24 protein-coding genes and 1 pseudogene are annotated in these 23,876 nt (G+C 64.2%); 11 read left to right on the forward strand and 14 right to left on the reverse strand.

From position 1 onward, the window contains the following. Window positions 1-190: 190 nt before the first annotated feature. The gene (locus AC25Z0_RS07895) at window positions 191-964 is read right to left on the reverse strand and encodes an iron-dependent transcriptional repressor DtxR (protein ID WP_488120780.1); all 774 of its coding nucleotides are present in this window, start codon (window positions 962-964) and stop codon (window positions 191-193) included. Between the two features lie 88 nt (window positions 965-1,052). Between AC25Z0_RS07895 and serC the strand changes: the two genes are divergently transcribed. After that, window positions 1,053-2,171 (forward strand): phosphoserine transaminase, encoded by a 1,119-nt coding sequence (gene serC / locus AC25Z0_RS07900; RefSeq protein ID WP_488132817.1) that lies wholly within the window; start codon window positions 1,053-1,055, stop codon window positions 2,169-2,171. Window positions 2,172-2,179: 8 nt separating this feature from the next. Continuing rightward, a complete protein-coding gene (locus tag AC25Z0_RS07905) occupies window positions 2,180-2,413 on the forward strand; it encodes a DUF2530 domain-containing protein (RefSeq protein ID WP_488132818.1) in 234 nt (77 codons plus the stop codon). Window positions 2,414-2,623: 210 nt separating this feature from the next. Here AC25Z0_RS07905 and AC25Z0_RS07910 read toward each other — a convergent pair. After that, window positions 2,624-3,043 (reverse strand): annotated as a pseudogene (locus tag AC25Z0_RS07910) (DUF3027 domain-containing protein); the annotation flags it as partial. Next, a complete protein-coding gene (locus AC25Z0_RS07915; RefSeq protein ID WP_488120777.1) occupies window positions 3,036-3,416 on the reverse strand; it encodes a cold-shock protein in 381 nt (126 codons plus the stop codon). The gene AC25Z0_RS07915 and the pseudogene AC25Z0_RS07910, both read right to left, overlap by 8 nt. Window positions 3,417-3,508: 92 nt before the next feature. Between AC25Z0_RS07915 and AC25Z0_RS07920 the strand changes: the two genes are divergently transcribed. The 3 genes from AC25Z0_RS07920 (at window position 3,509) to AC25Z0_RS07930 (ending at window position 7,378) form a co-directional block, all read left to right on the forward strand. After that, entirely contained in the window at window positions 3,509-3,784 is a 276-nt protein-coding gene (locus tag AC25Z0_RS07920) for a hypothetical protein (protein WP_488132819.1), read from the forward strand. Between the two features lie 5 nt (window positions 3,785-3,789). After that, the gene (locus AC25Z0_RS07925; RefSeq protein WP_488132820.1) at window positions 3,790-5,649 is read left to right on the forward strand and encodes a helicase-associated domain-containing protein; all 1,860 of its coding nucleotides are present in this window, start codon (window positions 3,790-3,792) and stop codon (window positions 5,647-5,649) included. 85 nt (window positions 5,650-5,734) lie between these two features. Beyond that, a complete protein-coding gene (locus AC25Z0_RS07930) occupies window positions 5,735-7,378 on the forward strand; it encodes a DNA repair helicase XPB (RefSeq protein WP_488120774.1) in 1,644 nt (547 codons plus the stop codon). Here the strand turns inward: AC25Z0_RS07930 and AC25Z0_RS07935 are convergent. From AC25Z0_RS07935 to AC25Z0_RS07945, 3 genes are read right to left on the reverse strand one after another with little or no spacing between them, the layout of a single operon-like run. Next, entirely contained in the window at window positions 7,375-8,118 is a 744-nt protein-coding gene (locus tag AC25Z0_RS07935; protein ID WP_488120773.1) for a pyrimidine reductase family protein, read from the reverse strand. The genes AC25Z0_RS07930 and AC25Z0_RS07935 overlap by 4 nt on opposite strands. A 2-nt stretch (window positions 8,119-8,120) precedes the next feature. Then, complete coding sequence (gene folP / locus AC25Z0_RS07940) at window positions 8,121-9,029, reverse strand: dihydropteroate synthase (protein ID WP_488132821.1); 909 nt, start codon at window positions 9,027-9,029, stop codon at window positions 8,121-8,123. A gap of 9 nt (window positions 9,030-9,038) precedes the next feature. Further along, entirely contained in the window at window positions 9,039-10,343 is a 1,305-nt protein-coding gene (locus tag AC25Z0_RS07945; RefSeq protein ID WP_488120771.1) for an NAD(P)/FAD-dependent oxidoreductase, read from the reverse strand. Between the two features lie 151 nt (window positions 10,344-10,494). Between AC25Z0_RS07945 and AC25Z0_RS07950 the strand changes: the two genes are divergently transcribed. The 3 genes from AC25Z0_RS07950 to AC25Z0_RS07960 all read left to right on the forward strand — a co-directional run bounded on the left by AC25Z0_RS07950 (window position 10,495) and on the right by AC25Z0_RS07960 (window position 13,340). Next, complete coding sequence (locus tag AC25Z0_RS07950) at window positions 10,495-11,187, forward strand: response regulator transcription factor (RefSeq protein WP_414802590.1); 693 nt, start codon at window positions 10,495-10,497, stop codon at window positions 11,185-11,187. Between the two features lie 31 nt (window positions 11,188-11,218). Beyond that, entirely contained in the window at window positions 11,219-12,955 is a 1,737-nt protein-coding gene (locus tag AC25Z0_RS07955; protein WP_488132822.1) for a sensor histidine kinase, read from the forward strand. Window positions 12,956-13,049: 94 nt separating this feature from the next. Further along, window positions 13,050-13,340, forward strand: a complete 291-nt coding sequence (locus AC25Z0_RS07960; RefSeq protein WP_488132823.1) for a WXG100 family type VII secretion target — start codon at window positions 13,050-13,052, stop codon at window positions 13,338-13,340. Between the two features lie 16 nt (window positions 13,341-13,356). Here AC25Z0_RS07960 and AC25Z0_RS07965 read toward each other — a convergent pair whose 3' ends face one another. Beyond that, entirely contained in the window at window positions 13,357-14,274 is a 918-nt protein-coding gene (locus AC25Z0_RS07965; RefSeq protein ID WP_488132824.1) for a hypothetical protein, read from the reverse strand. Between the two features lie 13 nt (window positions 14,275-14,287). Between AC25Z0_RS07965 and AC25Z0_RS07970 the strand changes: the two genes are divergently transcribed. After that, the gene (locus AC25Z0_RS07970) at window positions 14,288-14,470 is read left to right on the forward strand and encodes a hypothetical protein (RefSeq protein WP_488132825.1); all 183 of its coding nucleotides are present in this window, start codon (window positions 14,288-14,290) and stop codon (window positions 14,468-14,470) included. Window positions 14,471-14,610: 140 nt separating this feature from the next. Here the strand turns inward: AC25Z0_RS07970 and AC25Z0_RS07975 are convergent, their stop codons facing one another. The 6 genes from AC25Z0_RS07975 to AC25Z0_RS08000 form a co-directional block, all read right to left on the reverse strand. Next, window positions 14,611-15,702 (reverse strand): hypothetical protein, encoded by a 1,092-nt coding sequence (locus AC25Z0_RS07975; RefSeq protein ID WP_488120766.1) that lies wholly within the window; start codon window positions 15,700-15,702, stop codon window positions 14,611-14,613. 155 nt (window positions 15,703-15,857) lie between these two features. Next, window positions 15,858-17,486, reverse strand: coding sequence for a chaperonin GroEL (gene groL / locus AC25Z0_RS07980; RefSeq protein ID WP_488120765.1), 1,629 nt, complete (start codon window positions 17,484-17,486; stop codon window positions 15,858-15,860). Between the two features lie 118 nt (window positions 17,487-17,604). Next, on the reverse strand, window positions 17,605-18,615 hold the full coding sequence (locus AC25Z0_RS07985) for a DUF3048 domain-containing protein (protein WP_488132826.1): 1,011 nt from the start codon (window positions 18,613-18,615) through the stop codon (window positions 17,605-17,607). Window positions 18,616-18,783: 168 nt separating this feature from the next. Continuing rightward, the gene (locus AC25Z0_RS07990) at window positions 18,784-18,987 is read right to left on the reverse strand and encodes a cold-shock protein (protein ID WP_488120763.1); all 204 of its coding nucleotides are present in this window, start codon (window positions 18,985-18,987) and stop codon (window positions 18,784-18,786) included. Between the two features lie 188 nt (window positions 18,988-19,175). Further along, window positions 19,176-19,745: a LytR C-terminal domain-containing protein gene (locus AC25Z0_RS07995; RefSeq protein ID WP_488120762.1), complete on the reverse strand. Its 570-nt coding sequence runs from the start codon at window positions 19,743-19,745 to the stop codon at window positions 19,176-19,178. A 12-nt stretch (window positions 19,746-19,757) separates the two neighbouring features. Beyond that, on the reverse strand, window positions 19,758-20,147 hold the full coding sequence (locus tag AC25Z0_RS08000; RefSeq protein WP_488120761.1) for a DUF3263 domain-containing protein: 390 nt from the start codon (window positions 20,145-20,147) through the stop codon (window positions 19,758-19,760). A 237-nt stretch (window positions 20,148-20,384) separates the two neighbouring features. Here AC25Z0_RS08000 and msrB point away from each other — a divergent pair, with 237 nt between their 5' ends. Beyond that, on the forward strand, window positions 20,385-20,783 hold the full coding sequence (gene msrB / locus AC25Z0_RS08005; RefSeq protein ID WP_488120903.1) for a peptide-methionine (R)-S-oxide reductase MsrB: 399 nt from the start codon (window positions 20,385-20,387) through the stop codon (window positions 20,781-20,783). A 73-nt stretch (window positions 20,784-20,856) separates the two neighbouring features. Here the strand turns inward: msrB and AC25Z0_RS08010 are convergent, their stop codons facing one another. Continuing rightward, window positions 20,857-21,885, reverse strand: a complete 1,029-nt coding sequence (locus tag AC25Z0_RS08010) for a LacI family DNA-binding transcriptional regulator (protein ID WP_488120760.1) — start codon at window positions 21,883-21,885, stop codon at window positions 20,857-20,859. A gap of 131 nt (window positions 21,886-22,016) precedes the next feature. On the opposite strand from AC25Z0_RS08010, the gene AC25Z0_RS08015 reads away from it, so the two are divergent. Continuing rightward, the gene (locus AC25Z0_RS08015) at window positions 22,017-23,798 is read left to right on the forward strand and encodes a glycoside hydrolase family 35 protein (protein WP_488132827.1); all 1,782 of its coding nucleotides are present in this window, start codon (window positions 22,017-22,019) and stop codon (window positions 23,796-23,798) included. Window positions 23,799-23,876: the final 78 nt, after the last annotated feature.

Consider the following 23,876-nt stretch of genomic DNA (forward strand, 5'->3'; position numbering starts at 1 on the left):
CGTCCAATGCGCTAATCGCGTGCGTTCCGAGCCAAGAGACGGGCCAAGGAGGCGTCTTAGTTCGAAGTCCTTCGACCGACTTCTGGTCTGTGGGACGCGTTCGACGCTACGGCACCCCGGCCGATTTGTCACCTTGACTGCAAAATTCGCTCACAAGTTGATAACGAATTTGGGCCCCACTCTGGGTGGGTCAGACGCGATAGCGGCCGCTGTCGTCGGGGATACCCGAGCGATCGATCGAATCGAACGGGGCTGCTTCAGCCACAATCGGAGTCGTCACGAACAGGTGGCTCGCGACCTCGTTCGGCAGCTCAATACCGTCGACAAAGCCGTCAACCTGCACGAGCACGTACGAGCCAACGGATGCCGAGAAAACACCGGTGTTCCCCGGCATGACGCCAGACTGCTTCAGCTGCGCAAGCAGCTCAGGGTCGAACTGCACCGGCTCCCCCAGACGGCGGATGACGGCGGTCACGGGTCCGCTCGAGCGTGCGACCACATTGACAACACTGGTGACGCCCTGCATGAACGGGGCTGCGGGAGCGTGGCCCAATTCTTCGAGGCCGGGAATGGGGTTTCCGTATGGTGACTCAGTGGGGTGACCGAGCATCTCGAGGATCTTGCGTTCGACCTGCTCACTCATCACGTGTTCCCAGCGGCATGCTTCGTCGTGAACGAACTCCCACTCGAGTCCGATGACGTCGCTGAGCAGTCGCTCCGCAAGCCGGTGCTTGCGCATGACATGCACGGCTTTGCTGCGGCCAGCCGCGGTCAGCTCGAGGTGACGGTCGCCGGAGACCACGACGAGGCCGTCTCGCTCCATGCGTGCGACGGTCTGTGAGACCGTGGGGCCAGAGTGCCCAAGTCGCTCAGAGATACGTGCCCGGAGGGGAACGATGTTCTCTTCCTCCAGATCCAGAATCGTCCGGAGATACATCTCAGTGGTGTCGATTAGATCCGTCATACCGGCCTCTCACTCGCGCAGATCGCGTCCCGCATTTTGGCGCTGGGTCAACCTTACCCGTCGCACTGGTGCCAACTAGAATCTCCCTATGCCGGATCTGACTATTCCCTCTGACCTCTTGCCCGCCGACGGACGTTTCGGTTGTGGGCCGTCCAAGATTCGGCAGGAACAGGTCGACTACCTCGCCGGGTTCGGCGCCAGCATCCTCGGCACGTCGCATCGCCAGGCTCCGGTGAAGAACCTGGTCGGCCGCGTCCAGTCCGGCCTGGCAGATCTCTTCCGTGCGCCTGAGGGCTACGAGGTCGTCCTCGGCAACGGCGGGTCCACCGCCTTCTGGGACGCCGCAGCCTTCTCCCTCATCGAGCGTCGCAGCCAGAACCTGACCTTCGGCGAGTTCGGATCGAAGTTCGCCGCCGCCGCCGCGGCACCGTTCCTCGAGGCCCCCGATGTCATTTCCGCTCCGGCAGGCTCCCGCGCCGAGTTCGTCGTCACGGAGGGCGTTGACGTGTACGCCTGGCCGCAGAACGAGACCTCGACCGGTGTCATGGCCCCGGTCACTCGCGTGCACGGCGACGCTGGTGCGCTCACCGTCATCGACGCAACCAGCGCGGCGGGCGGCATCGACTTCGACGCCTCACAGGCAGATGTCTACTACTTCGCACCGCAGAAGAACTTCGCCTCAGACGGCGGACTCTGGATGGCCCTGTTCTCTCCGGCCGCCATCGAACGCGTGGAGCGCATCAACGCCAGCGACCGCTACATCCCCGAGTTCCTCAGCCTCAAGAACGCTGTCGACAACTCCAGGCTCAAACAGACGCTGAACACCCCCGCGCTCTCCACCCTGCTGCTGCTTGAAAACCAGATCTCCTGGATGAACGACAACGGTGGCCTTGAGTGGGCGTCCGCACGCACGCGCGAGTCGTCATCCGTTCTCTACGACTGGGCAGAGCGGGTCGACTACGCGACATCGTTCGTCACGAACCCCGACCACCGCTCGCAGGTCGTCGTCACCATCGACTTCGATGAGCAGATCGACGCTGCGGCAATCGCAAAGGTCCTGCGCGCCAACGGCATCGTCGACACCGAGCCGTACCGCAAGCTCGGCCGCAACCAGCTGCGCGTCGCAACGTTCACGGCCATCGAGCCAGCGGATGTTCGACAGCTCGTCTCGTCGATCGAATTCGTCGTCGAGAATATGGGGAACTGAGCAGCCCCATGCGTCTCTGGCTGAAGGACAGCGAAAGGCGACCGGACCCGCTGCCTGCGCGCACTGATGCGCGTAAGGCTTATGTTGCGGGTACGGTCGCCTGGCTGATCGCTTTAGTCGTGCTTCTCGTCTTCTCCGGTCAGCTGCGCGCCAACGGCCTCGACTGGTGGCTCTGGTGCGCTCTCATCGGAGTCGTCCTCGGCATCGTCGGCCTCGTCTGGGTGCAGTTCCGACGTCGATAGCGCGCCGTCAAGTGCGCCGTCGAAGTCAATGCCGTCGAGGGCATCAACACCGTTGTCCTCATCGCCGAATTCTTCGTCGTCGAGCTCGTCCAGTTCCTCTTCGTCGAGCCCATCGGTGAGTTCGTCTTCGTCGTCGAGCTCTTCGTCGTCGAGCTCTTCATCGTCGAGTTCTTCGTCGTCGTCGTCGAGTTCGTCAAGCTCGTCGAGCTCACCGGATTCAACGGCAAGCGCTGCGGCGAGGTCCTGGGCTGCCCGATAGTCGCTCAGCCGCTCAGACCACGGGATCCAGTCAGGAGCCAGCAGCGCATCGCTGCCCGGCATCAACTCGGTCTCAAGCACCGACGGCGCTGAGTTCTCGTCGATGCGGGACATGCTGACCGTCCAGTGCCACCCGGGGTATCCGGTCATGGTGCACTCGAACAGGAGCGACAACACGTGCTTCCCCTCGACGATGTGACCGATGGGCTCGCCGACGGTCTCTGCCGGGGTGATTTTCGTCAGTTCGGCGCGCGCGAGATCGACCGCGGCGAGGAGTGCCTCGTCGGCATCGATCGGAACCGCAGACCCGGCACCGTCGCTCGCATCGTCGTGCGCGAGTTCGGCGTCTGTCGTGGGGTCTGAATCAGGCATCAAGTTCCTCTGCCACCTTGCGGAGCATCGCGGCGATCTTCTTACTGTGCGAACTTTCCGGGTAACGGCCGCGACGCAGGTTGGTGCCGATGCCGTCGAGGACCTTGACCAGGTCTTCGATGATGATCGCCATGTCGTCTGCGGGCTTGCGGCTGAGCTTCGCCAGGCTGGGCGGGGATTCGAGAACGCGCACGGACAGTGCCTGCGCGCCTCGTTTGCCATCGGCAATGCCGAACTCAAGCTTCGAGCCGGCCTTCACGCTCACTCCAGCGGGCAGCGCTGAAGCGTGCAGAAAGACCTCTTGGCCATCATCGGAGCTGATGAAGCCAAAGCCCTTCTCCTCGTCGTAGAACTTAACCTTGCCGGTGGGCATGTGAACCTCGCTGTGTTCCGGGCGCGCTGAAATGCGCGTCTTCTCAACTAGCTTATTCGTTTGGTAGCGCTCTCGCCCCGTATCCTAAGAGAGTGACCAATAAACCTACGCAGTCCGCCAACCGGCTCGAACGCATTCTGGCTTACATGGTTGCGGGCGTGGTCGGCGTCTCCATCCTCGCGTTCCTCGCCGTCATTATCGGTACGTCGAGCGGGGTCGGCGCCAACGATGGCTTCAGCCAGGGTGCGTGGCCATTGATCATCACACTGCCGTTGTTCGGCCTTCCCATCGGATTCGTCCTCATCATCGCCCTGATGGTGTCGAACGGTGTCCGACGCGGCCGCGAAGCACGGCAGAACAGACAGTAGCCGACATGCTTACGCTCGCTACGCGCCTTCGATCGATGGATGACGCAGCGTTGCGCCATGCCGTCACTATTCGCGAGATCTCCCCCAGCGGCATCCGCGACTTCTTCGACCTTGCTGAGGCATTCCTCAACCCGGATGCCATCCAGCGCGGTCTCTCCCATCTCGATCGCCCCATGCTGGCCACGCTCGCCGTGGCCGCGGACATGACGGATGCGACGACCGCCCCGACGATCCCCGAGTTGGCGACACGACTCAGCGAACTGAGCGGGACATCCGTCAGCGTTGAGAGTGTTACAGCTCGCGTTGCGACGCTCGATGCGCTCCTCTTGCTGGTGACCACCAACGGCCAGGTACGCCCGTACGAGGCTGTGGCCGCTGTGCTCGCCGGGTGGCCGGAACGCGGGCTGCCGACATACGCCGAGCTGGCCGCAGCCCCGATTCCCGCCGTGACCACAGACGTGTCTGAGGCAGAGAAGCAGCTCACCGATCAGCGGGCTGCGGAGCGCGCGTTCAGCGTGGTCTCCTCCATAGCCGAACTCATCAACGAGCTCGCCAAGGATCCGGCGCGCGAGTTGAGCCGCGGCGGCATCGGGCTGCCGGACACCAAACGTCTTGCCATGGCCATGTCTATCGAACCAGACGCCGTCCCCGCCATCTTCGCCATCGCCGTGCGCGCCAACCTCATCTCGAAGGACGCCGGGCACTGGATGGAGACGGAGACCGGTGAGGCCTGGCTGCTTGAGGGCACGACGGCGCGCTGGACGGCCCTCGCACAGTCATGGCATGCCGCGCTTCCACAGGACGTCCGCGACATCCTCTCCCAGCGTCCAGGCCTCGCCTGGGGAGAAGGACTGCACAGCTTCGTTTCCTGGCTGTATCCGGCTGGCGGAGAGTGGATGGACGAACGCGTCACCGAGTTCGCCCGCGACGCAGAACTCATCGGCATCACCGCCAACCAGATCGCGAGCACGGCAGGTGCCGCCGTACTCGCCGGCGACATGGCGACCGCCATCGAAACCGTGCACGCATCGCTGCCGGCCGAGGTCGGCCAGGTCTACGTGCAGCATGATCTCTCCATCGTCTCCCCCGGTCCGCTCGCGCCCTCGATTGATGCTCGGCTTCGCTCGCTGGCCGATGTGGAAAGCAGGGAGCTGGCATCCAGCTATCGCATCTCGCACGCCTCTGTGACCCGTGCGCTGGCGGCGGGCGAGAGCGCAGCGTCGTTGCTTGAGTTCTTGCGGGGCATCTCGCTCACGGGCATTCCGCAGCCGCTCGAGTACCTCATCGTTGAAGCGGCTGAACGGTTCGGTCGGGTGCGTATCCGTCCAGCCGAGGCCGAGGACGCTCCTGCCCAGACCATCGTGCGGTCCGACGACCCTGAGTTGCTTGGCACCATTGCCGTCGACCAGACGCTGACTCACCTCGGGCTCGTGCGCACCGCGGACGACCGACTGACCAGCCGGTTCGCGCCCGACGTCGTGTTCTGGGCACTGAATGACGCCAGGTACCCCGTCGCCGCCGAGAATGCACAGGGGGAGATCGTGCACCTGCGCCGGCACAAGCTGGCACGGGTGGTCGACACACCGCTGCCAGATCCGGCAGTCGCCCTGATCGAGACTGTGCGCGCCAGCGACGGCGGCGAGAGTGCTGCGCCGAGCGCCTGGCTGGCACGGCAACTGGATGTCGCCATCAAGTCAAAGCAGACCGTCACGGTGAGCATCCTGATGCCGGGCGGCGGAGTCGTCGACTACCTGCTGGAGCCTGCAAGCGTGGGTGGCGGCCGGTTCAGGGCGAGGGATCGCCGGGCCGACATCGAACGCACACTGCCGATCTCGAGCATCATCAGCATCACGCCAGCTCCGTAGCCCGCGCCGTCGGCGACCGATATCGTGGCCGCCGACGCGCCAGGCTCACCTCCACGTTCATCTCGCAGGCGTAGGATTGGCGGTTATGTCTGACGGACCACTGATCGTCCAGAGCGATCGCACGGTATTGCTCGAGGTTGCACACCCTCTCGCCGAGGATGCCCGCCACGATTTGGCGGTTTTCGCCGAGTTGGAACGCGCTCCAGAGCACATTCATACCTACCGGATCACCCGGCTTGGACTGTGGAACGCCAGGGCAGCCGGGCACGCAGCGTCTGACATGCTCGCGACGCTGGAGAAGTATTCAAAGTTCGCCATCCCGCAGACCGTGTCGGTGGATATCGAAGAGACCGTCGGCCGCTACGGTCGCCTCGTCATCGAACGCGACGACGATGGCGCGCTCATCCTGCGGAGCAACGATGAGGCAGTGCTCACCGAGATCTCGCGCGCGAAGCGCATTTCTCCCCTGCTGATCGGGCACCCCACTCCCGACTCGTTCCTGATCGAACCGTGGGCTCGCGGACAGCTGAAGCAGGAGCTCGTCAAGCTGGGGTGGCCGGCTGAAGACTTCGCCGGGTACACCCCTGGCACGCCGCATCCCATCGACCTGGTCGAGAACGGCTGGAGCCTGCGCGGCTACCAGAACAAGGCCGTGTCCAACTTCTTCGAGGGCGGCTCCGGCGTCGTCGTGCTGCCCTGTGGTGCAGGCAAGACCCTGGTCGGTGCCGGCGCCATGGCAACGGCCAAGACCAACACCCTCATCCTCGTGACGAACACCGTGTCGGCCAGGCAGTGGCGCGATGAGCTGCTGAAGCGCACGACGTTGACGCCAGAGGAAATCGGCGAATACTCCGGACAGCTGAAAGAAGTGAAGCCGGTCACCATCGCCACGTACCAGATCCTCACAGCCAAGCGAAAGGGCGAATACGCCCACCTCGCACTGCTCGACGCGATGGACTGGGGCCTGGTCATCTATGACGAGGTGCACTTGCTGCCTGCCCCCGTGTTCAAGCTCACGGCGGAGCTGCAGGCCAGGCGCCGCCTCGGCCTGACCGCCACCCTGGTACGCGAGGACGGCCGCGAAGGCGACGTCTTCAGCCTGATCGGCCCCAAGCGGTTTGACGCCCCGTGGAAAGAGATCGAGGCCCAGGGCTTCATCTCCCCCGCAGCGTGCTTCGAGGTGCGCATCGACCTGCCCCAGTCAGAGCGACTGAGCTACGCGGCAGCAGCCGACGACGAGCGTTACCGCATGGCGGCCACGGCACCGGCGAAGCTCGATGTAGTCAGGCAGCTGGTTGCGAGGCACGACGGCGAGCGCATTCTCGTCATCGCCCAGTACCTCGACCAGATCGACGAGCTCGCTGACGCCCTCGACGCCCCCAAACTCACGGGAGCCACGCCCATCGACGAACGCGAGCGCCTTTACCAGGCGTTCAGGGTCGGCGAGGTGAACGTGCTCGTGGTGTCGAAGGTCGCCAACTTCTCCGTTGACCTGCCGGAGGCCACCGTCGCCATCCAGGTCTCTGGGTCATACGGCTCACGGCAGGAAGAGGCCCAGCGCCTCGGACGGTTGCTCCGCCCCAAGGAGTCCGGCCTGTCCGCGAACTTCTACACGCTCGTCGCCCGTGACACGGTCGACCAGGACTTCGCGCAGAACCGCCAGCGGTTCCTCGCAGAGCAGGGGTACAGCTACACGATCCTCGACGCTGGGAACCTGGTGCCTGCCTAGCCTTGTCGGTCAGGGCGCGCGTAGCGCAGGAACAGCATGTCCCCGGCTGAGAACGCATGCAGCAGCGACATCCGCCGTGTCGCTCGCGTGCTGCCGCGTGCGATGCGTCCAGCCGGTCCGCCCTCAAGCAGTGGGCTGACGCTCAGGCACAGCTCATCGACGGCGTCAGCCTCGATCAGCGCACCGAACAGGTGAGGGCCGCCCTCACAGAGAAGCTGCGTGAAGCCGCGGGCCGCGAACTCGGCGACCATCTGCGCTGGGTCGACGGCATCCGCTCCACAGAGGAGAACGTCGGCGACCTCGGCGAGCGCCGCCCGCTTGTCGGCAGGAGACGCAGCATGCGTCACGACGAGTGGCCGCACGACGGCTTCTGTGAAGAACGGATGCGCCGGGTCGACATCCAGCCGCGAGGAGACGATCGCGAGCGGCGGCTGTGGCGTCAGCCCGTGAGCGGTTCGCCAGGCTACGGCATCGGGCGCAAGCTCCACTCCCCCGTAGCCCTCGGCGCGCACCGTGCCTGCGCCGACGATGATCGCGTCTGCCAGCATCCGGAGCGTGTCAAAGACAAGCTTGTCGTCGGCGTTGCCCAGGCCACCGCTCAGTCCGTCGAAGGTGGCCGCGCCGTCGAGACTGGTAATGAAGTTCACCCGCACGCGTGGGGTGAGGCGGTCATCGACCAGGTAGCGCTGGATGATCTCGTCCTGGCCCAGAACCGACATGGTGCCGTCAGCGTTGGTCACGATCACGCCATGTTGTGACGCAGGTAGGCGGGTTCGCGGAAGCCAAGGATGGCCTCTGTCATGCGTACCGCGTCGACGGCAGCTGGAACGTTGTGCATCCGCACGATCCGCGCCCCCTGCAGGATGCAGAAGACCGCGGCGGCGAGGGACCCTTCGACCCGCTGGTTCCGTTCCCTGCCCAGGCTCTCGCCGATGAAATCCTTGTTCGACACCGCAGCCAGCGTCGGCAGGCCGATCGCGGTGATCTCCGCCAACCGGCGGGTCAGCTCCAGCGTCTGCATCGTGTTCTTGTTCAGGTCATGGCCAGGGTCGATGATGATGCGTTCCAGCGGCACGCCACGCTCGACCGCGAGGGCGACGCGCTGCCGCAGGAAGTCGCCGACCTCTGCGGCAACATCTGCGTACTGCGGGGACGGGTATGGCATGCGTGGTCGCGCCAGGCTGTGCGTGATCACGAGGGTGGCATCGCTGTCGGCGACGACCTCTGCAATGGCCGGGTCATGCACACCGGTGGTGTCGTTGATGATGTGGGCACCGGCCGCGATGCCGGCACGCGCAACGTCGGGGTGGAACGTGTCGACGGAGATGATCGCGCCTGAACCGCGCAGGGCTTCGATGACCGGCACGACCCTGTCGATCTCTTCGTCAATGGGAATCGGTGGCCCAGGCGCGAACTTGGCCCCGCCGATGTCGAGCCAGTCAGCGCCATCCGCCAACGCCTGCTCTGCAGAGGCGACGGCAGCATCGAGCGCGAACGTCGCACCCTGGTCGTAGAAGGAGTCTGGTGTGCGGTTGATGATCGCCATCACGGCGACCTCCCGGGAGAAGTCGAACACCCGCCCGCCGATTCGACGCTCAGGATGGATCAGTTCGGGAAACACGATCCCCGTCGCTGCGGGTGCAACCGTCATATCGTTCCCCTAGTCTGCGGTACCGGTGAGCTGGCTTTCCAGCGTAATACGCTCGTCGGCGAGCCGCTCGGGCGTGACCACCACTCCAGAGCGGATGAAAGCCTGAACCGTCTCATTCACATCCCACACGTTGACGTTCATCCCGGCGACCACGCGCGACCCCGCCACCCAGAATGCGATGAACTGGCGATCGTCGAGGCTGCCGCGAATCACCACCATTGCATCCCCCATGAGGTCGCCGTACCCGGAGAACTCCATGCCGAGGTCGAACTGGTCGGTGTAGAAATACGGAATCTCGTCGTACGCCACTGCCGCCCCTGCCATCGAGCGACCGGCCGCTGCTCCCGCCTTCTCCGCGTTGGCCCAGTGCTCAATCCTGAGCGGATGTCCGAGCACAGGATGGTACACAGCGGCCACATCCCCGACGGCATAGACGTCGGGGTGCGCCGACCTGAAGGCAGAGTCAACGACAATCCCGTTGTCGACATGCAGCCCGGCATCCGCTGCCAGCTGGGTGTTGGGAATGGCGCCGATTCCCACCACCACGATGTCGGCCGGCACAATCCGACCGTCGCCGAGCATCACGCCGGCGACGGTTGACGCTGTTCCGGTTGACGCTGTTCCGGTTGACGCTGTTCCGGTCGGCGCTGTGCCAGTCGCAGTGCCGACGATCTCGGCCACCGAGGTATTCATGAGCACCTCGACTCCGTTGTCCCTGTGCAGTTGCAGGAACACCGCGCCCATCTCCGCGCCGATGGCCCCGCTCAGGGGGATGTCGCCCTGCCCAAGCACCACCACCTCGTTGCCGTAGCCCCTCGCTGCCGACGCGACCTCGAGTCCGATCCAGCCGGCACCGATGATGACGACCCTGCGGTGCCCTGGCTGCAGCGCGGCGCGCAAGTGTTGCGAATCGGCCACCGTGCGGAGGGAGTGCACCCCGGCGAGATCGGCACCTGGGCCGCCAAAACTCCGCGGTGTGGCGCCGGTAGCCAGCAGCGCCTTGTCGTAGCGCAGCACTTGGCCACTGGCGAGGGAGAGCTCGTGACGTTCCGCCGACAGCCCGGCAGCGACTGCCCCCGGCAGAATCTCCACATCATGCTCCGCGTACCAGCCGGGGTCCTGCACGAAAATCGACTCGCGCTCCGCCGCTCCCGTCAGATAGTCCTTCGACAACGGCGGACGGATATAGGGATACTCGTCCTCGGCCGCCACGATGATGATCCTGCCCAGGAAGCCCTCGGCTCGCAGCGCCTCTGCTGCTCGCGCGCCTGCCAGGCCGCCGCCCACGATGATGAAGCTCTGCTCGCTCAGCATGGTGCCCTCGTTCCTGTGTCCCCCGCCATACCGCTGGGGTCACCACTGACGCTAGGTGCAAAATGAAGTTTTGTCATCGGGCATCCGCTGGCCTCAATCGCACACTGACGGCTCTCAGGAAAGATTCAGCCAACGCGCAGATACTGGGGGCATGACTGATGGCCCACGCATTCTTATTGTTGACGACGAGCCCAACATCCGGGATCTCCTCACGACCAGCCTGCGCTTTGCCGGTTTCGCGGTGCGCGCGGTTGGAAACGGCGCCCAGGCAATTTCTGCGGTGCTTGAGGAAGAGCCCGACCTCATCATTCTCGACGTCATGCTGCCCGACATGAACGGATTCGGCGTCACCAAGCGCCTCCGTACCGCCGGTTACACGGCACCCATCCTGTTCCTCACGGCCAAGGACGACACCGAAGACAAGATCACCGGCCTCACCGTTGGTGGCGACGACTATGTCACCAAGCCGTTCAGCCTCGACGAGATCGTGGCACGCATCAAGGCAATCCTGCGTCGCACGATGCAGGCCGACGAAGACGCCGTCATCCGTGCCGGTGAACTCACTATGGATCAGGACACCCACGAGGTTCTCGTTGGCGACGAGCCAATCGAGCTCTCCCCCACAGAATTCAAGCTGCTGCGCTACCTGATGCTGAACCCCAACCGGGTGCTGTCGAAGGCGCAGATCCTCGACCACGTCTGGGAATACGACTTCAACGGCGATGCCGGAATCGTGGAGTCGTACATCTCATACCTCCGTCGCAAGGTCGATGCCCACTCCAGCGAACCGCTCATTCAGACCAAGCGAGGATTCGGATATATGTTGAAGGCCGCAAAGGCATAGTCCCAGATTGATGTCGTAATCTGGGGGCCTTATGCACGAGTCATTGACTGCGCGGCTCGCCCGCATTTCACTCCGTTCCAAGATCACGGGCGTTACCGTGCTCATGCTCACGCTTGGCCTGCTCGTGTCCGGAATCGGAACGATGGCCATGCTGAAGCAGTACGTGGTGCAGCAGATTGACCAAAGCCTGGTAGCGGATGCCGGCACGGGGCTGGACAGCACCCTGCAGGAGTCGCTGAGCGGCACCTCAGACGGCATGTCGTCTGATTACTTCCTGGCGTTATTCGACGCCAATGGCACTCCGCTGTCGCATACGACGGCCGATGTGACGCCGGAGATCTCGGTTCCGATGGACCTGGCTGCAGTGACGGAGCGTGGCAACACGATCGTCACACTCACCAACTCGGCCAACGACACGACATTTCACGCGGTCAGCGTCCCGTTCAAACTGAATGACCAGGGCGCGCTCGGTTCGCTGCTCATCGCGGTGTCGCTGCAACCCACCGAGAACACGATGGCCACGTACCTCACGATTTTCCTGGGGTTCGGACTCGGCGTTGTGCTGGTGGGCGCATTACTCACCAACCTTCTGGTGACGACGACCTTCGCCCCACTCCGCGAGGTCGAAAGAACAGCGGCAGAGATCGCTGACGGAGACTTCAGCCAACGACTCGGCGGAGCGACGCCCAATACCGAGGTCGGCCGGCTGAATCGCTCACTGAACACCATGCTTAACCGCATCGACCGGGCGTTCAAAGACAGAGCCAGAACCATTGACCAGATGCGGCGCTTCGTCGGCGATGCCAGCCACGAACTTCGCACCCCCCTCGTGTCGGTGCGCGGCTACGCAGAGCTGTACCGCATGGGCGCCCTCCAGACGCCAGAAGATGTCGCCCAGGCGATGGAACGCATCGAAAAGGAAGCCATCCGGATGGGTGGCCTGGTCGAGGACCTCCTCGAACTCGCCAGACTCGATGAAGCAAAGCCACTCGCGCTCGCGCCGGTTGACCTCGTTCCGCTGGCCCGCGACGCCGCGCTGGACGCCATGGCATCGTCGCCAGGCCGCGTGGTCACCGTCACCGCCGCGCTCCGCACTGAGTTCAACGACACCGCCGAACTTCCCGCCCTCTCTGACACCGGAGTGTGGGACATTCCAGCTGCTCCCAGCGGCCAGGCCACTACCCCTGTCGCTCCAGACGCCCAGGGGCTTTCGGCGGCCAAGGGCCAAAACGCGCATCCGCTTACCGGGCCAATGTCCTTCGCAGGCGCAACGCTCGCACGGCTGCGCACCCGCCGCCCGAGGAAAAACGGCGTCGAAGTTCTGGATGAGCCGGTCACGCAGAATGAACACCGCGAAGCCGCCCCGGCCATCGTGATGGCGGAAGAGAACAAGATCCGCCAGGTCATCACGAACCTGATGGGCAACGCCCTCCGCTTTACCAGCGTCGAAAGCCCGATCGAGATCGAGGTGGGGGTCGATTCGGCCACCCAGCGCGCCTCCGTCGCCGTGGTCGACCACGGAGAGGGAATCCCGCCGCAGATCCGCGAGAAGATCTTCCAGCGCTTCTGGCGCGCCGACACCTCCCGCGCCAGGGAAACGGGTGGCAGCGGGCTCGGGTTGGCGATCGTCGCCTCGATCGTCGCGACGCACAACGGAACCGTCGAGGTCGTTGAGACTCCAGGTGGCGGTGCCACATTCCGCGTGTGGCTGCCGCTCGCAACGTCACCGAATGCTCCTCAGCCCCTCAGCCAGTCCGACAAGGGCTAGCAGCGACTCCTCCCCAAGCCGCGCCTTCGTGCGTGAGTGCGCACGTCACATCCGCTGGCCGTGGTGACCGTCACCTGCTTCGTACGCTGTGGCCATGACGAGATATCAAGTAGACAGTGAAGAGGTCGTCGGCGCGAGCACCATGGCTCGTGCGACCGGCGAACGCATTGAGGCTGAGGTGAACGGCATGCTCACCCAGCTCACCAACCTGCAATCCACGTGGTCAGGGCAGGCAGCAAGCGCGTTTCAGGGTGTCGTCACCGATTGGCGCGCCACCCAGCAGCACGTGGCCGAGAGCCTCGCCGGCATCAACGCAGCACTGAACCAGGCCGGGCAGCACTATGCAGAGATCGAACAGGCCAATGCGCGGCTCTTCGGGCGCTGAGGCCTAGGCCTGAGGCCTAGGTACGGGCATTGAGGTTGGCGAGCACGACTTCGGCGATGGGCTGAACGTTGCTGCGAATGGCGTCGAGGTCGGTGCCTTCCGGAATTCCACCGCCTCCGGGAGAGTGCTGGCTGATGGAGACTTGAATCCAACTGTCGTCAACGACGAAATCAATCGTGCACGAGGCGTTCTCATCGGCGCACCGCAGCTGGGCCTCCTGGCCTGGCTGCGCTCCCGCCAGCGCGACGGGACTCGATACCCCGGCAGCGGTCCACGCGGTCGCAAGCTGGTTGTATGCCCATCCGCCCCCGGGGAGGAATGACACGGCACCTACGTTCGCATCCGAATCGACGAATTGAAGGGCACATCGTTCACTGTGGGTCGACGCCATCCCGTAGGAATATTGACCGACTCGCGGCCCGTCCCACTGCGGCCCCACGATGATGCCAGACACTCCAGTCAGCTCGGCTGCCTGGGCGTCACTCAGCATGACAGAGCAGTCGAGCGGCGTGGTGTGGGCGTCGACGGGCGGTGTCCACGCGGGCGGCACTGGCTGCTCCGCTCGCAGCCCCTCGACCAGGGAATCGGTGAACTGGCGGGCGATGGCTGACATCTCAGTCTCGGACTCGGCAGTACCGGCACCCGTGCCTTCGAGCCGGAGGTCTACCCAGTAGCTGCCGATGAGACCCTGGAAATAGCATCCGCCTTGACCGTAGTCAGTCGCCATCACGCATCGCGGACCAATCGCGTCGGCCCCGTATGGAGAGGGCTCGCTGGTCGACGCATATGTTTTCTTGTATTTCTCCCACGGCGCTGCACCATCGGGCACGATCTCCAGGATCGCTTCTCGGTACGAAGGATCCGGATCCCACGGCAGTGACAGCTCCTTGTTCGCCCAGACGCACACGAGCGCGCCCAGCTGTCTGGTTGCCATCGTGGTTGGAGTATTGAATCGTTCGTCCAGGGCGACCGGCATCACCACAACATCGTCGGACACCGCCGCCCTGACTACCGCCGGCGGCACCAGGTCGTCGCACGTTGCCGACAAGCGTGGCGTGGGTCTGTCGGACGCTGGGCTTGGCGTCGAAGTTGGTGCGGAGGTGGGCAACGGCGATACCGGCGCACTTTGAGGAGGCGATGCCTCCGCTGCGCAGCCGGTCAACACCAATGCCGTGAGCAGCACGCTCAGCCCGGCCACACCCCATCGATTCCCCATGGCTACAGGCTAGTGGTGATGGTGCGGAAGCTGCCGGAGCCCGCACAGCATGATCTAGCCCGCGGCCAGCACCTCGGCCAAGCGGATCAATCGTGACGCCGGGTTGCCCTCCTGCTCCGTGGCTGCTCCCATGCTGAGCAGCACCCAAGTGCCGCGAAGGTTCATCTCGAGCGATGCTTGGGTGGGGGTCTCCGGACTGCGCCGCACAAAGGCCGAGCCTGTTTCCAGCCCAGAGATCTCAATCGCCTCGACCTCGTCGGATAACGCGGCCACGTCCCGCGCTGCGGCAAAGAGGTCACCTGACGCAGGCAGAGTCACAATCGAGGCACTTCTCCCGCCACCGTCGCGCGCGATTCCGCAGACTAAACCACCGCCGGCCATGATTGCGCCGTACGTGGCGTTGCTGCTTCGGTAGCTATATCCGACCGTGAATGTCGCGGCGGGCAGGTCAAGTGCGTCACTGATGGCTTGTTCACTCACGAAGTCCCCGCAGAGCGTTGGCCACGACGCCGACTGCGCGGGGAACTCGGCGGCGTTGCTCGGTGGCATCGCCCGCACAGCCGCCATGACGGTATCGATCGCCGCTTGCACGCCGGTGCCGTTGACTGCTGCCGGATCGCCTGTTCCCCCGACCTCCATATCGACCCAGTACTCGCCGAGCAGCGCTCCACTGCTGCAGTAGCCCCAGGCGCAACCCCCGGACGGCTCGCCCGGCACATTCCCGTCGAGTTCGCTGCTAATTCTCGCGGCGATGTCGGCTGCGTGCGGAACGACAGTCACGCGGACGGTGTGGGTTTCTTCAGGATTCTCAGAGACGGAGTCGACACCCCACATGCACTCCAATGATCCGGAATTCCGGGCGGCAGCCGCCCAGATCCCGTCACGCCCGGCCACGTCGGCCCGCTGAACCCCCGGCAGTGGTTCGCCGAAAATGGCATCGACGGTTGCTTGCGGGAGTAGATCGCTGCAGCTGCCTGGCACCAGCTGCACAGGCCAGGTGACGGGTTCAGGCGTTGGACTGGGCGCGGGCGCTGCCGTCACCGATGGGGATACGGATGGAGTTACCGAAGGCGCTGCCGCGGCACATCCTGCCATCCCGACGACGAGCAGTACGGCGAGAGCTGAACGAATCCCCACATTCTTCATGAGCCAAGGCTAACGGCAGGAATCATAGGTCCGGGCGACATCCGCTCTCGATCGGATCACGATAGCCCCGCGCAGCCGATACAACGACGCTGGGCGCCTCCCGAAGGAGACGCCCAGCGTGTGAAGCAGGTGAAGCGGTGAACGACTAAGCGGACTTAGAAGTCCATGCCACCGGTCGGGTCGCCAGCAGGAGCAGAGTTCTTCTCCGGCTTGTCGGCGACAACGGCCTCGGTGGTGAGGAACAGGCCAGCGATCGACGATGCGTTCAGCAGCGCGGAGCGGGTGACCTTTACCGGGTCATTGATTCCGGCAGCGATCATGTCAACGTACTCACCGGTCGCGGCGTTGAGGCCGTGTCCGACGGGCAGGTTGCGCACCTTGTCTGCAACAACGCCCGGCTCCATGCCGGCGTTGAGTGCGATCTGCTTGAGCGGAGCGTCGATGGCAACGCGCACGATGTTCGCGCCAGTTGCCTCGTCGCCGACGAGGTCAAGGACTGCCTTGCTCTCGAATGCGGCCTTGCCAGCCTGGATGAGCGCAACGCCACCACCGGCGACGATGCCCTCTTCGACAGCTGCCTTTGCGTTACGGACTGCATCTTCGATGCGGTGCTTGCGCTCCTTGAGCTCAACCTCCGTAGCGGCGCCGGCCTTGATGACTGCAACGCCACCAGCAAGCTTCGCGAGACGCTCCTGGAGCTTCTCACGGTCGTAGTCGCTGTCGGTGTTCTCGATCTCGGCACGGATCTGGGCGACACGGCCGGCAATTGCCTCCACGTCTCCAGCGCCCTCGACGATGGTGGTCTCGTCCTTGGTGATAACGACCTTGCGGGCGTTACCGAGAAGGTCGAGGGTCACGTTCTCGAGCTTGAGGCCAACCTCTTCAGAGATGACCTGACCCCCGGTGAGGATGGCGATGTCCTGCAGCTGCGCCTTGCGACGGTCGCCGAAGCCAGGAGCCTTGACGGCAACCGACTTGAAGATGCCACGGATCTTGTTCACAACGAGCGTGGCCAGAGCCTCGCCGTCGACGTCCTCAGCAATGATGAGGAGCTGCTTGCCGGTCTGGATGACCTTGTCAACGATCGGCAGCAGGTCCTTGATGTTGGAGACCTTGGAGTTGACGATCAGGATGTAGGGGTCTTCGAAGACCGCTTCCTGACGGTCGGGGTCGGTGACGAAGTATGCCGACAGGAAGCCCTTGTCGAAGCGCATGCCCTCGGTGAGTTCGAGCTCGGTGCCGAAGGTGTTCGACTCCTCGACGGTGACAACACCTTCCTTGCCGACCTTGTCGATTGCCTCAGCGATGATCGCGCCGATTTCGGCGTCGCCGGCAGAGATGGATGCGGTGGCCGCGATCTCTTCCTTGGTCTCGATCTCCTTGGCGCTGGCGATGAGTTCGGCGATGACTGCTGCAGTCGCCTTCTCGATGCCGCGCTTCAGGCTGATCGGGTCAGCGCCGGCTGCAACGTTGCGCAGTCCTTCGCGAACCAGTGCCTGAGCCAGGACGGTTGCGGTCGTGGTGCCATCGCCTGCGACGTCGTCAGTCTTCTTGGCGACCTCCTTGACGAGCTCAGCACCGATCTTCTCGTACGGGTCGTCGAGTTCGATCTCCTTGGCGATGGACACGCCATCGTTGGTGATCGTGGGAGCGCCCCACTTCTTTTCGAGCACGACGTTGCGTCCGCGCGGGCCGAGGGTGACCTTGACCGTGTCAGCGAGGATGTTCAGGCCGCGCTCAAGGCCACGACGGGCCTCTTCATTGAAAGCAATGATCTTTGCCATGTGTGTTTCTCGTCCCTCCCGGACGTTCCAAAAAAGTGGTGGGTTAGCACTCAAATAACGAGAGTGCTAAGTCGATTCTGGCACTCTGATGCCGAGAGTGCAAGTAATCGGCGGGCCGCTATGGCAGCAGTTCCACCGAGCCCTGGTCTGTCGGGACCAGCTCAATCCAGGTGTTGCCCGCCGCGAGTCGAATCGTGACGCCGCTGTCGTCAACCAGACGGATCGGAGCAGCCTGCGCGTCCTTGAACCAGGTCGCGTGAATGCTCTTGCCGCCGGTCGAGACCCACGCCTCTCCGGTGCCGATCATCGTCGTTTTCGGAACCTCTCCGTACGTCCAGTCGATCTCGACCCGCAGCACGACAACGTTGGTCGACGCCAGCTGATGGTCGTCGCTGTCGAGGTCGGGTTCACCCTCCTGCGACCGCAGGTATGCCCCGTCGGCTACCGACCACGTCCAGCTCGGCCACCGCGCGTCAGAGAATCGTGTGTTGATGGTGCCCGTTGGCACGCCATCGACAACGGCAGACGAACCGGAGGCAGTGGCTGCATACGCGAACTGCTGCAGAGGAGGAGTGAGCTCCGCGTGCTCGGCGATGAGTTCCCTGGCCTTCACCACGACATCGTGCGGAGAGTCCTTGCCATCGATCCGGTAGAAGAGGCCTGCCTCGTCATAGTCGAAGACCGCATTCACGACATCGGTGCGCTTCATCATGTCGATGAACTGCTCCTGGCCACCTGAGTAGGCGACGATGCCACCCAGTGGTGCGATGATGTCGGGGTCCATCGGTCGGATCGAGCGCACCGGCCCGAGGAGATCGGGGACATCTGACTGCCAGACTGCGACGTAGCGGGTGATGCCACCCTCCACGAGTTCTTCGAAGACGATGTCGGTGCGCTCCAGGCCGATCTGGGGGCGAGCGTCACTGTGGTTGTCGATCTTCGCGGCGAGCGACGGGTTCTGCAGGCTTCCCGCCGGAATGGTCGTCCCTCGGAGCGGTGCAAGTTCGGTGGCGTCTGGCTCCTCGTATGACGAGTGGCGCTGTGCGGCATCCGCTGTCGAAGCCGCCGATGGTTCGACGGCAGAGCAACCCCCAAGGAGCAGTGCGGCAGGCACGGCCAATGCAAACATCGAAACGAGAAGACGGGGGCGCGAGGAGGCTCTCAGGTTCGAAGTCACGACCCAAACACTAATGCCGCCCGGAGTACCGGACGGCGTTAGCTGGGGCGTGCCCCGAAATTTGCGTGCTAGATGTGAGGTGCTTGATACGAGGTGCTTGATACGGATGCCTGATACGGACTAGAGCGGACGAACCGCTTCAGCCTGCGGGCCCTTGGCACCCGTTCCAACCTCGAAGACGACCGCTTGGCCTTCTTCGAGGACTTTGTAGCCGTTCATGTCAATGGCGGAGTAGTGAACGAATACGTCCTGCCCTCCCTCGTCAACCGTGATGAAGCCGAAGCCCTTCTCAGCGTTGAACCATTTAACGGTGCCGTTCGCCATGTGTTACTCCCCTTGGTGCGTAGTGCGTGGTACATATCCACGTCCAGATACTAGCCAAACGCAGCCAAAAGAAAATAGCTGTGACCACCTTAAACGTCGCGAAATGGCAACAATTTACACGACGTTAATGCGATGGACCACCCGCCGATTCACGCGGTCGGCGGCACGGGTTCTGAAGGGGGGTGAGCCTAGCCTGCGGGAACGAAGTCGTTGCCCACCACGACGGTGATGGCCGCGCCGCTTTCCGCGAAGTCGGGTGACAGCAGGGTGGTGGCGCCTGGAATGGCGCTTGCAACGCCGAGTGCCGCTCCCTCGAGAGTCGGGTCCTGGTAGTACACGACGGTCGTCGGGACGTCTTCGGTGCTGGCGTTCGAGGTTGCGCCAACGCTCCAGCCTGCATCCGTCAAGGTCTGTCCGACGGCTGCAGCAACACCAGTGCCTGGCGTTCCGTTCAGCACCGTGATGCTGATGCTCGGGTCAAGAGTGGCCTCCGGTGTCGGAGCGACAGTTTCAGCCGGTGCTTCCTCTGTGGGAGCGGCTGCGGTGCTGCTCGCTGCGCCAGGCAACTCAAAGTTGAGCCTGTCGTTGAGGGCGAGAAGGCCGACGGCCCCCAGGCCGACGAGCACGATCGTCGCGAAGAGGGCCCAGGCGAAGGTGACCCAGCCTTTCCTTCTACTTCCGACGGCGCGGTGGGCTCCGACGCGTTCAGTCGTGTGCGGCAGGGTATCGAAGCGGTCTTTCGCAGGTTTTTTCGGCATCGTCAGTCTGATTCAGTCCTCGGTAGGGTGGTCACTCGGTTGGCTGGAGTCGGCGTTGATCGATCGGCGCGCCCGTGACTCTGCCCTGGCCTCACGCATCCGGTGCAGTCGATTCACCAACATCGGGTCATGGACAAGCGCGCCCGGATTGTCGATGAGCGCGCCTAATACTTGATAGTACCGGGCAGACGACAGCCCCAACTCAGAGCGGATGGCCTCTTCTTTGGCGCCGACATGCCGCCACCACTGTCGTTCAAAGGCCAGGACAGCCAGGTCTCGTTCTGACAGGTCGGTGTGCGTGGTCGCAGAACTCATCTGGGTGGCTGACCGCATTTGGGTGGCTGACTGCGCAGTGCCGTTCGACAGCGAGGTGCCCGCGCTTGAATCCTGTACGTTCCGCACCCGTGCCTCCTCTGTTGCCGCGTGGCTGGTCCGAGCCACTGGCACGGTTAGCGTCATCCTATTTGGGAGCGCCTGAGAGTTCGCGGAAGCGGCACGGCGCGCGGGCAAGTCGGCGGTGTCGCGCTGGAGCGTGCCGCGAGAGACCAGTGGAATGGAATGCCGAGGGGCTGCCGCGAGTTTAGGCTTGTGGAGTGTGTGAGCTGGCAGTTTCCAGCTCTGCTGACGAAGGGACGCACCATGGACTACGAAGTACAGAAGTCTGACGCCGAATGGCGTGAGGAGCTGACCCCTGATCAGTACGCGGTTCTGCGCGGAGCAGCGACCGAACGGGCCTGGACAGGCGAGTTGCTCGATGAGAGCCGCTCTGGTGTCTACACCTGCGGCGCCTGCAACGCCGAGTTGTTCAAGAGCGGTACCAAGTTCGATTCCGGATGCGGATGGCCGAGCTTCTACGAGTCAGTGCGCCCTGACGCGGTCGAGCTGATCGAAGATCACTCACTGGGCATGGCACGCACGGAAGTACGGTGCGCGAAATGTGGATCCCACCTCGGCCACGTCTTCGATGACGGCTTCGGCACCCCAACGGGCGACCGCTACTGCATGAACTCGATCTCGCTGAACTTCAAAGAAGCGTAAGCAGCACAGCGCCGTAAGTAGTACAGACGAGCCGCCGGATTCGCCTCAGCATGAGGTGAGTTCGGCGGCTTCGTTATGCGCTCGGCGCGGGTGGCGGAGCCGTCGAAGCCCTGACGATGAGGTCGGCTCGAAGTGGCTCCACCGGGCTCGCGTCGCGCTTCTCGATCATGTCGATCACCTGGGTTGCCGCTGCGCGCCCCACCTCTTCGAACGGCTGGCGCACGGTGGTGAGCGCCGGCGCGGCGTATGCAGCGAGTGCGATGTCATCGACGCTGACGACCGAGACGTCGTCTGGCACAGTGCGCCCGGCCTCGTGCAGCGCCCGAATGACGCCGAACGCCATCTCATCGCTGGAGACGAACACCGCGGTGGCGTCGGGGATCGCCGCGATCGTGCGCCCTGCCCTGTACCCGGACTCCGGGGACCAGTCGCCGGGGATCACCGGCGGCGGGGTCACTCCGCGTTCGAGGAGCACCGCTTCCCACTCCTCACGGCGCGCATTGGACTCCTGCCAGAACTCATCCCCTGAGACGTGCCAGACGGTCCGGTGGCCCAGATCGAGCAGGTGCTCTGTGGCCGCGCGGGCAATGGCGCGCTGGTCGACGAGCGCGTCGGTTCCGACGCCACCTGACTGCCGGTGGCCGACGGTTGGCGTGCGTTCGGTGCGCGTGCCGAGTGCCTCGGCGAGGAAGCCGACGGGCGCGAGGATCACGATCCCTTCTGCGCCCTGTCGCTCGAGGCGATCAAACGCACTGAGAAAGGATGCAGGGGCAGAGTGGTGCGGGACGCTCGCAGAGGTCACCGCGTAACCCTCCTCTGAGGCAACCGCCTCGACGCCGAGCAGGATCGCGCTGGTCGAGTACTGGGCAGAGGAGATGGAGATCACGCCGATGGTACGGCTGCGACCGGATGCAAGGGAGGCTGCGGCAGCATGCAGTCGGTATCCGACGGCATCCACGGCGGCGAGGACGCGTTGCGCGGTCTCTGGGCGCACATTTGGGTGCCCTGAAATCACGCGGGACACCGTTTGGGTCGATACCCCGGCTGCCCGGGCGACGTCGACTTGGTTCGGTGCCCGATCCGGCTGTGAACGGCGTGGCATGTGCCCAGTGTAGTGAGCGTTCGCACATAACTGGCGAAACACCACACAGAAGCGCCGGAATGCGAGATAATGTGAGCGCAAACATTCTTCTCAATTGGGCACCATGCCCCGCAACACAAGGGAGGCCGCGGATGGTCGCGACCGACAGCCACATCAGCGTTGATTCAGTAGCTGCGCTCACATATCGCGACAGCGTCATGCTGCGGAATGGGCGCCCTCACCGGATGCTCGCCGGCGCGGTGCACTATTTCAGGGTGCACCCCGACCAGTGGGAGGACCGCCTCCGCCGTCTCGCGGCAATGGGAGCGAACACCGTCGACACCTACGTCGCCTGGAACTTCCATGAGGAGAAGGAAGGCGAGCCTCGTTTTGACGGATGGCGTGACATCGAGCGATTCATCCGCCTCGCCGGCGAGGTCGGCCTTGATGTATACGTGCGTCCGAGCCCGTACATCTGCGCTGAGTGGTCGAACGGCGGGTTGCCCGTCTGGCTCACCGGACGCTCGCGTGGCGTGCGCAGCAGCGATCCCGCATACCGCGAGGCCGTCGAGGCCTGGTACGAGGCGCTCCTCCCCCGCCTGGCACCGCTCCAGGCTGCGCACGGCGGCCCGATCGTGGCTGTGCAGGTCGAAAATGAGTACGGTTCCTTCGGCTCAGATCACGAGCACCTCGAACACCAGCGTGACCTGCTTCGACAGCACGGCATCGTTGAGCTTCTCACCACGGCCGACGGCATCACCGCAGGTATGCAGGACAACGGTTCTGTCGATGGTGCGATGCCCAGCTTCACCTTCGGCACCGGTGTGGCAGAGGCCGTTCGCCTTCTCCCCGATGCCACTCCCCTGCTCTGCAGTGAGCTGTGGGGCGGCTGGTTCGATCACTGGGGCGAGCGCCACCACGTGCGGAGCGCCGCGAGCATGATCAGCACCGTCGACGAGCTGCTGGCCGCCGGCGGTTCCGTGAGCCTGTACATGGCGCACGGCGGCACGAACTTCGGCCTGTGGAACGGCGCGAACTGGGACGGCACACTGCAGCCGACGGCGACAAGCTATGACTCCGACGCTCCCATCGCAGAAGACGGCAGGGTCGGCGCCAAGTTCGAAGCGCTGCGCGCATCGTTCGCTCCGTTCCACGACGGACCGCTGCCTGAGCTGCCCCCCGCACCGCGGTTCCAGGCTCCCCAGACCGTCCAGCTCACGGCAGAGGCATCACTCATCACCGCTGTCCAGGCACTTCCCGCGAGCGCGCCACGCCCTCACCCGGCCACGTTCGAAGATCTCGGCATCTCCGACGGGATCGTCGCCTATGAAACGACAGCCGTGCTGCACGGCGAAACCGTGCTCGCGATCAAGGGCCTCCACGACCGCGCCACCGTGTTCCTTGACGGTGAACGAGTCGCAACCCTCGACCGCGACGGAGAGACCAGCACCGTCCTCAACGAGTCTGCGCCCGACGGCGATACCCGCTCCGTCGTGATCACGATCGTCGTTGAGAGCCTCGGCCGCATCAACTACGGTCCGAAGATCGGTGAGCACAAGGGCATCCTGGATGGCGTGCTCCTCGGGCGCCGCTACGCGCACGGATGGACCCACCGCGTTCTCCCTTTGGAGGATCTGCAGCCGGCAGGCTCGCCTGGAACCGACGGATACGCCGTGGCCGAGATCGACGTGGCAGAACCTGCCGACGCCTGGCTGGCATTCCCTGGTGGGGTGAAGGGCATGGTCTGGGTCAACGGCTTCCTGATCGGCCGGTACTGGAATGTTGGTCCGCAGGTGACCCTGTACGCACCTGCACCACTGTGGCGCGCCGGCCGCAACGAGGTCCGCATTCTCGACCTCGAGCAGCTCGGCTGGGCAGTTGAGGTTCGCGACCACGCTGAACTCGGCGAGGTCGAGGAGTTCATCGGCTCCTAGTTCATCGGCTCCTAGCCCACGCAACGAAAGAAGGCCCGCGGCATACGCCGCGGGCCTTCTTTCGTTATTGTCAGTCGA

It is taken from the genome of Leifsonia sp. Y862, assembly GCF_057669585.1.

Bases quoted from the DNA above. Each gene is read 5' to 3' on its own strand.
- AC25Z0_RS07895 (WP_488120780.1), bottom strand. From the start codon at position 964: ATGACGGATCTAATCGACACCACTGAGATGTATCTCCGGACGATTCTG.
- serC (WP_488132817.1), top strand. From the start codon at position 1,053: ATGCCGGATCTGACTATTCCCTCTGACCTCTTGCCCGCCGACGGACGT.
- AC25Z0_RS07905 (WP_488132818.1), top strand. From the start codon at position 2,180: ATGCGTCTCTGGCTGAAGGACAGCGAAAGGCGACCGGACCCGCTGCCT.
- AC25Z0_RS07915 (WP_488120777.1), bottom strand. From the start codon at position 3,416: ATGCCCACCGGCAAGGTTAAGTTCTACGACGAGGAGAAGGGCTTTGGC.
- AC25Z0_RS07925 (WP_488132820.1), top strand. From the start codon at position 3,790: ATGCTTACGCTCGCTACGCGCCTTCGATCGATGGATGACGCAGCGTTG.
- AC25Z0_RS07930 (WP_488120774.1), top strand. From the start codon at position 5,735: ATGTCTGACGGACCACTGATCGTCCAGAGCGATCGCACGGTATTGCTC.
- folP (WP_488132821.1), bottom strand. From the start codon at position 9,029: ATGACGGTTGCACCCGCAGCGACGGGGATCGTGTTTCCCGAACTGATC.
- AC25Z0_RS07945 (WP_488120771.1), bottom strand. From the start codon at position 10,343: ATGCTGAGCGAGCAGAGCTTCATCATCGTGGGCGGCGGCCTGGCAGGC.
- AC25Z0_RS07950 (WP_414802590.1), top strand. From the start codon at position 10,495: ATGACTGATGGCCCACGCATTCTTATTGTTGACGACGAGCCCAACATC.
- AC25Z0_RS07955 (WP_488132822.1), top strand. From the start codon at position 11,219: ATGCACGAGTCATTGACTGCGCGGCTCGCCCGCATTTCACTCCGTTCC.
- AC25Z0_RS07960 (WP_488132823.1), top strand. From the start codon at position 13,050: ATGACGAGATATCAAGTAGACAGTGAAGAGGTCGTCGGCGCGAGCACC.
- AC25Z0_RS07965 (WP_488132824.1), bottom strand. From the start codon at position 14,274: ATGGCAACCAGACAGCTGGGCGCGCTCGTGTGCGTCTGGGCGAACAAG.
- AC25Z0_RS07975 (WP_488120766.1), bottom strand. From the start codon at position 15,702: ATGAAGAATGTGGGGATTCGTTCAGCTCTCGCCGTACTGCTCGTCGTC.
- groL (WP_488120765.1), bottom strand. From the start codon at position 17,486: ATGGCAAAGATCATTGCTTTCAATGAAGAGGCCCGTCGTGGCCTTGAG.
- AC25Z0_RS07985 (WP_488132826.1), bottom strand. From the start codon at position 18,615: ATGTTTGCATTGGCCGTGCCTGCCGCACTGCTCCTTGGGGGTTGCTCT.
- AC25Z0_RS07990 (WP_488120763.1), bottom strand. From the start codon at position 18,987: ATGGCGAACGGCACCGTTAAATGGTTCAACGCTGAGAAGGGCTTCGGC.
- AC25Z0_RS07995 (WP_488120762.1), bottom strand. From the start codon at position 19,745: ATGCCGAAAAAACCTGCGAAAGACCGCTTCGATACCCTGCCGCACACG.
- msrB (WP_488120903.1), top strand. From the start codon at position 20,385: ATGGACTACGAAGTACAGAAGTCTGACGCCGAATGGCGTGAGGAGCTG.
- AC25Z0_RS08010 (WP_488120760.1), bottom strand. From the start codon at position 21,885: ATGCCACGCCGTTCACAGCCGGATCGGGCACCGAACCAAGTCGACGTC.
- AC25Z0_RS08015 (WP_488132827.1), top strand. From the start codon at position 22,017: ATGGTCGCGACCGACAGCCACATCAGCGTTGATTCAGTAGCTGCGCTC.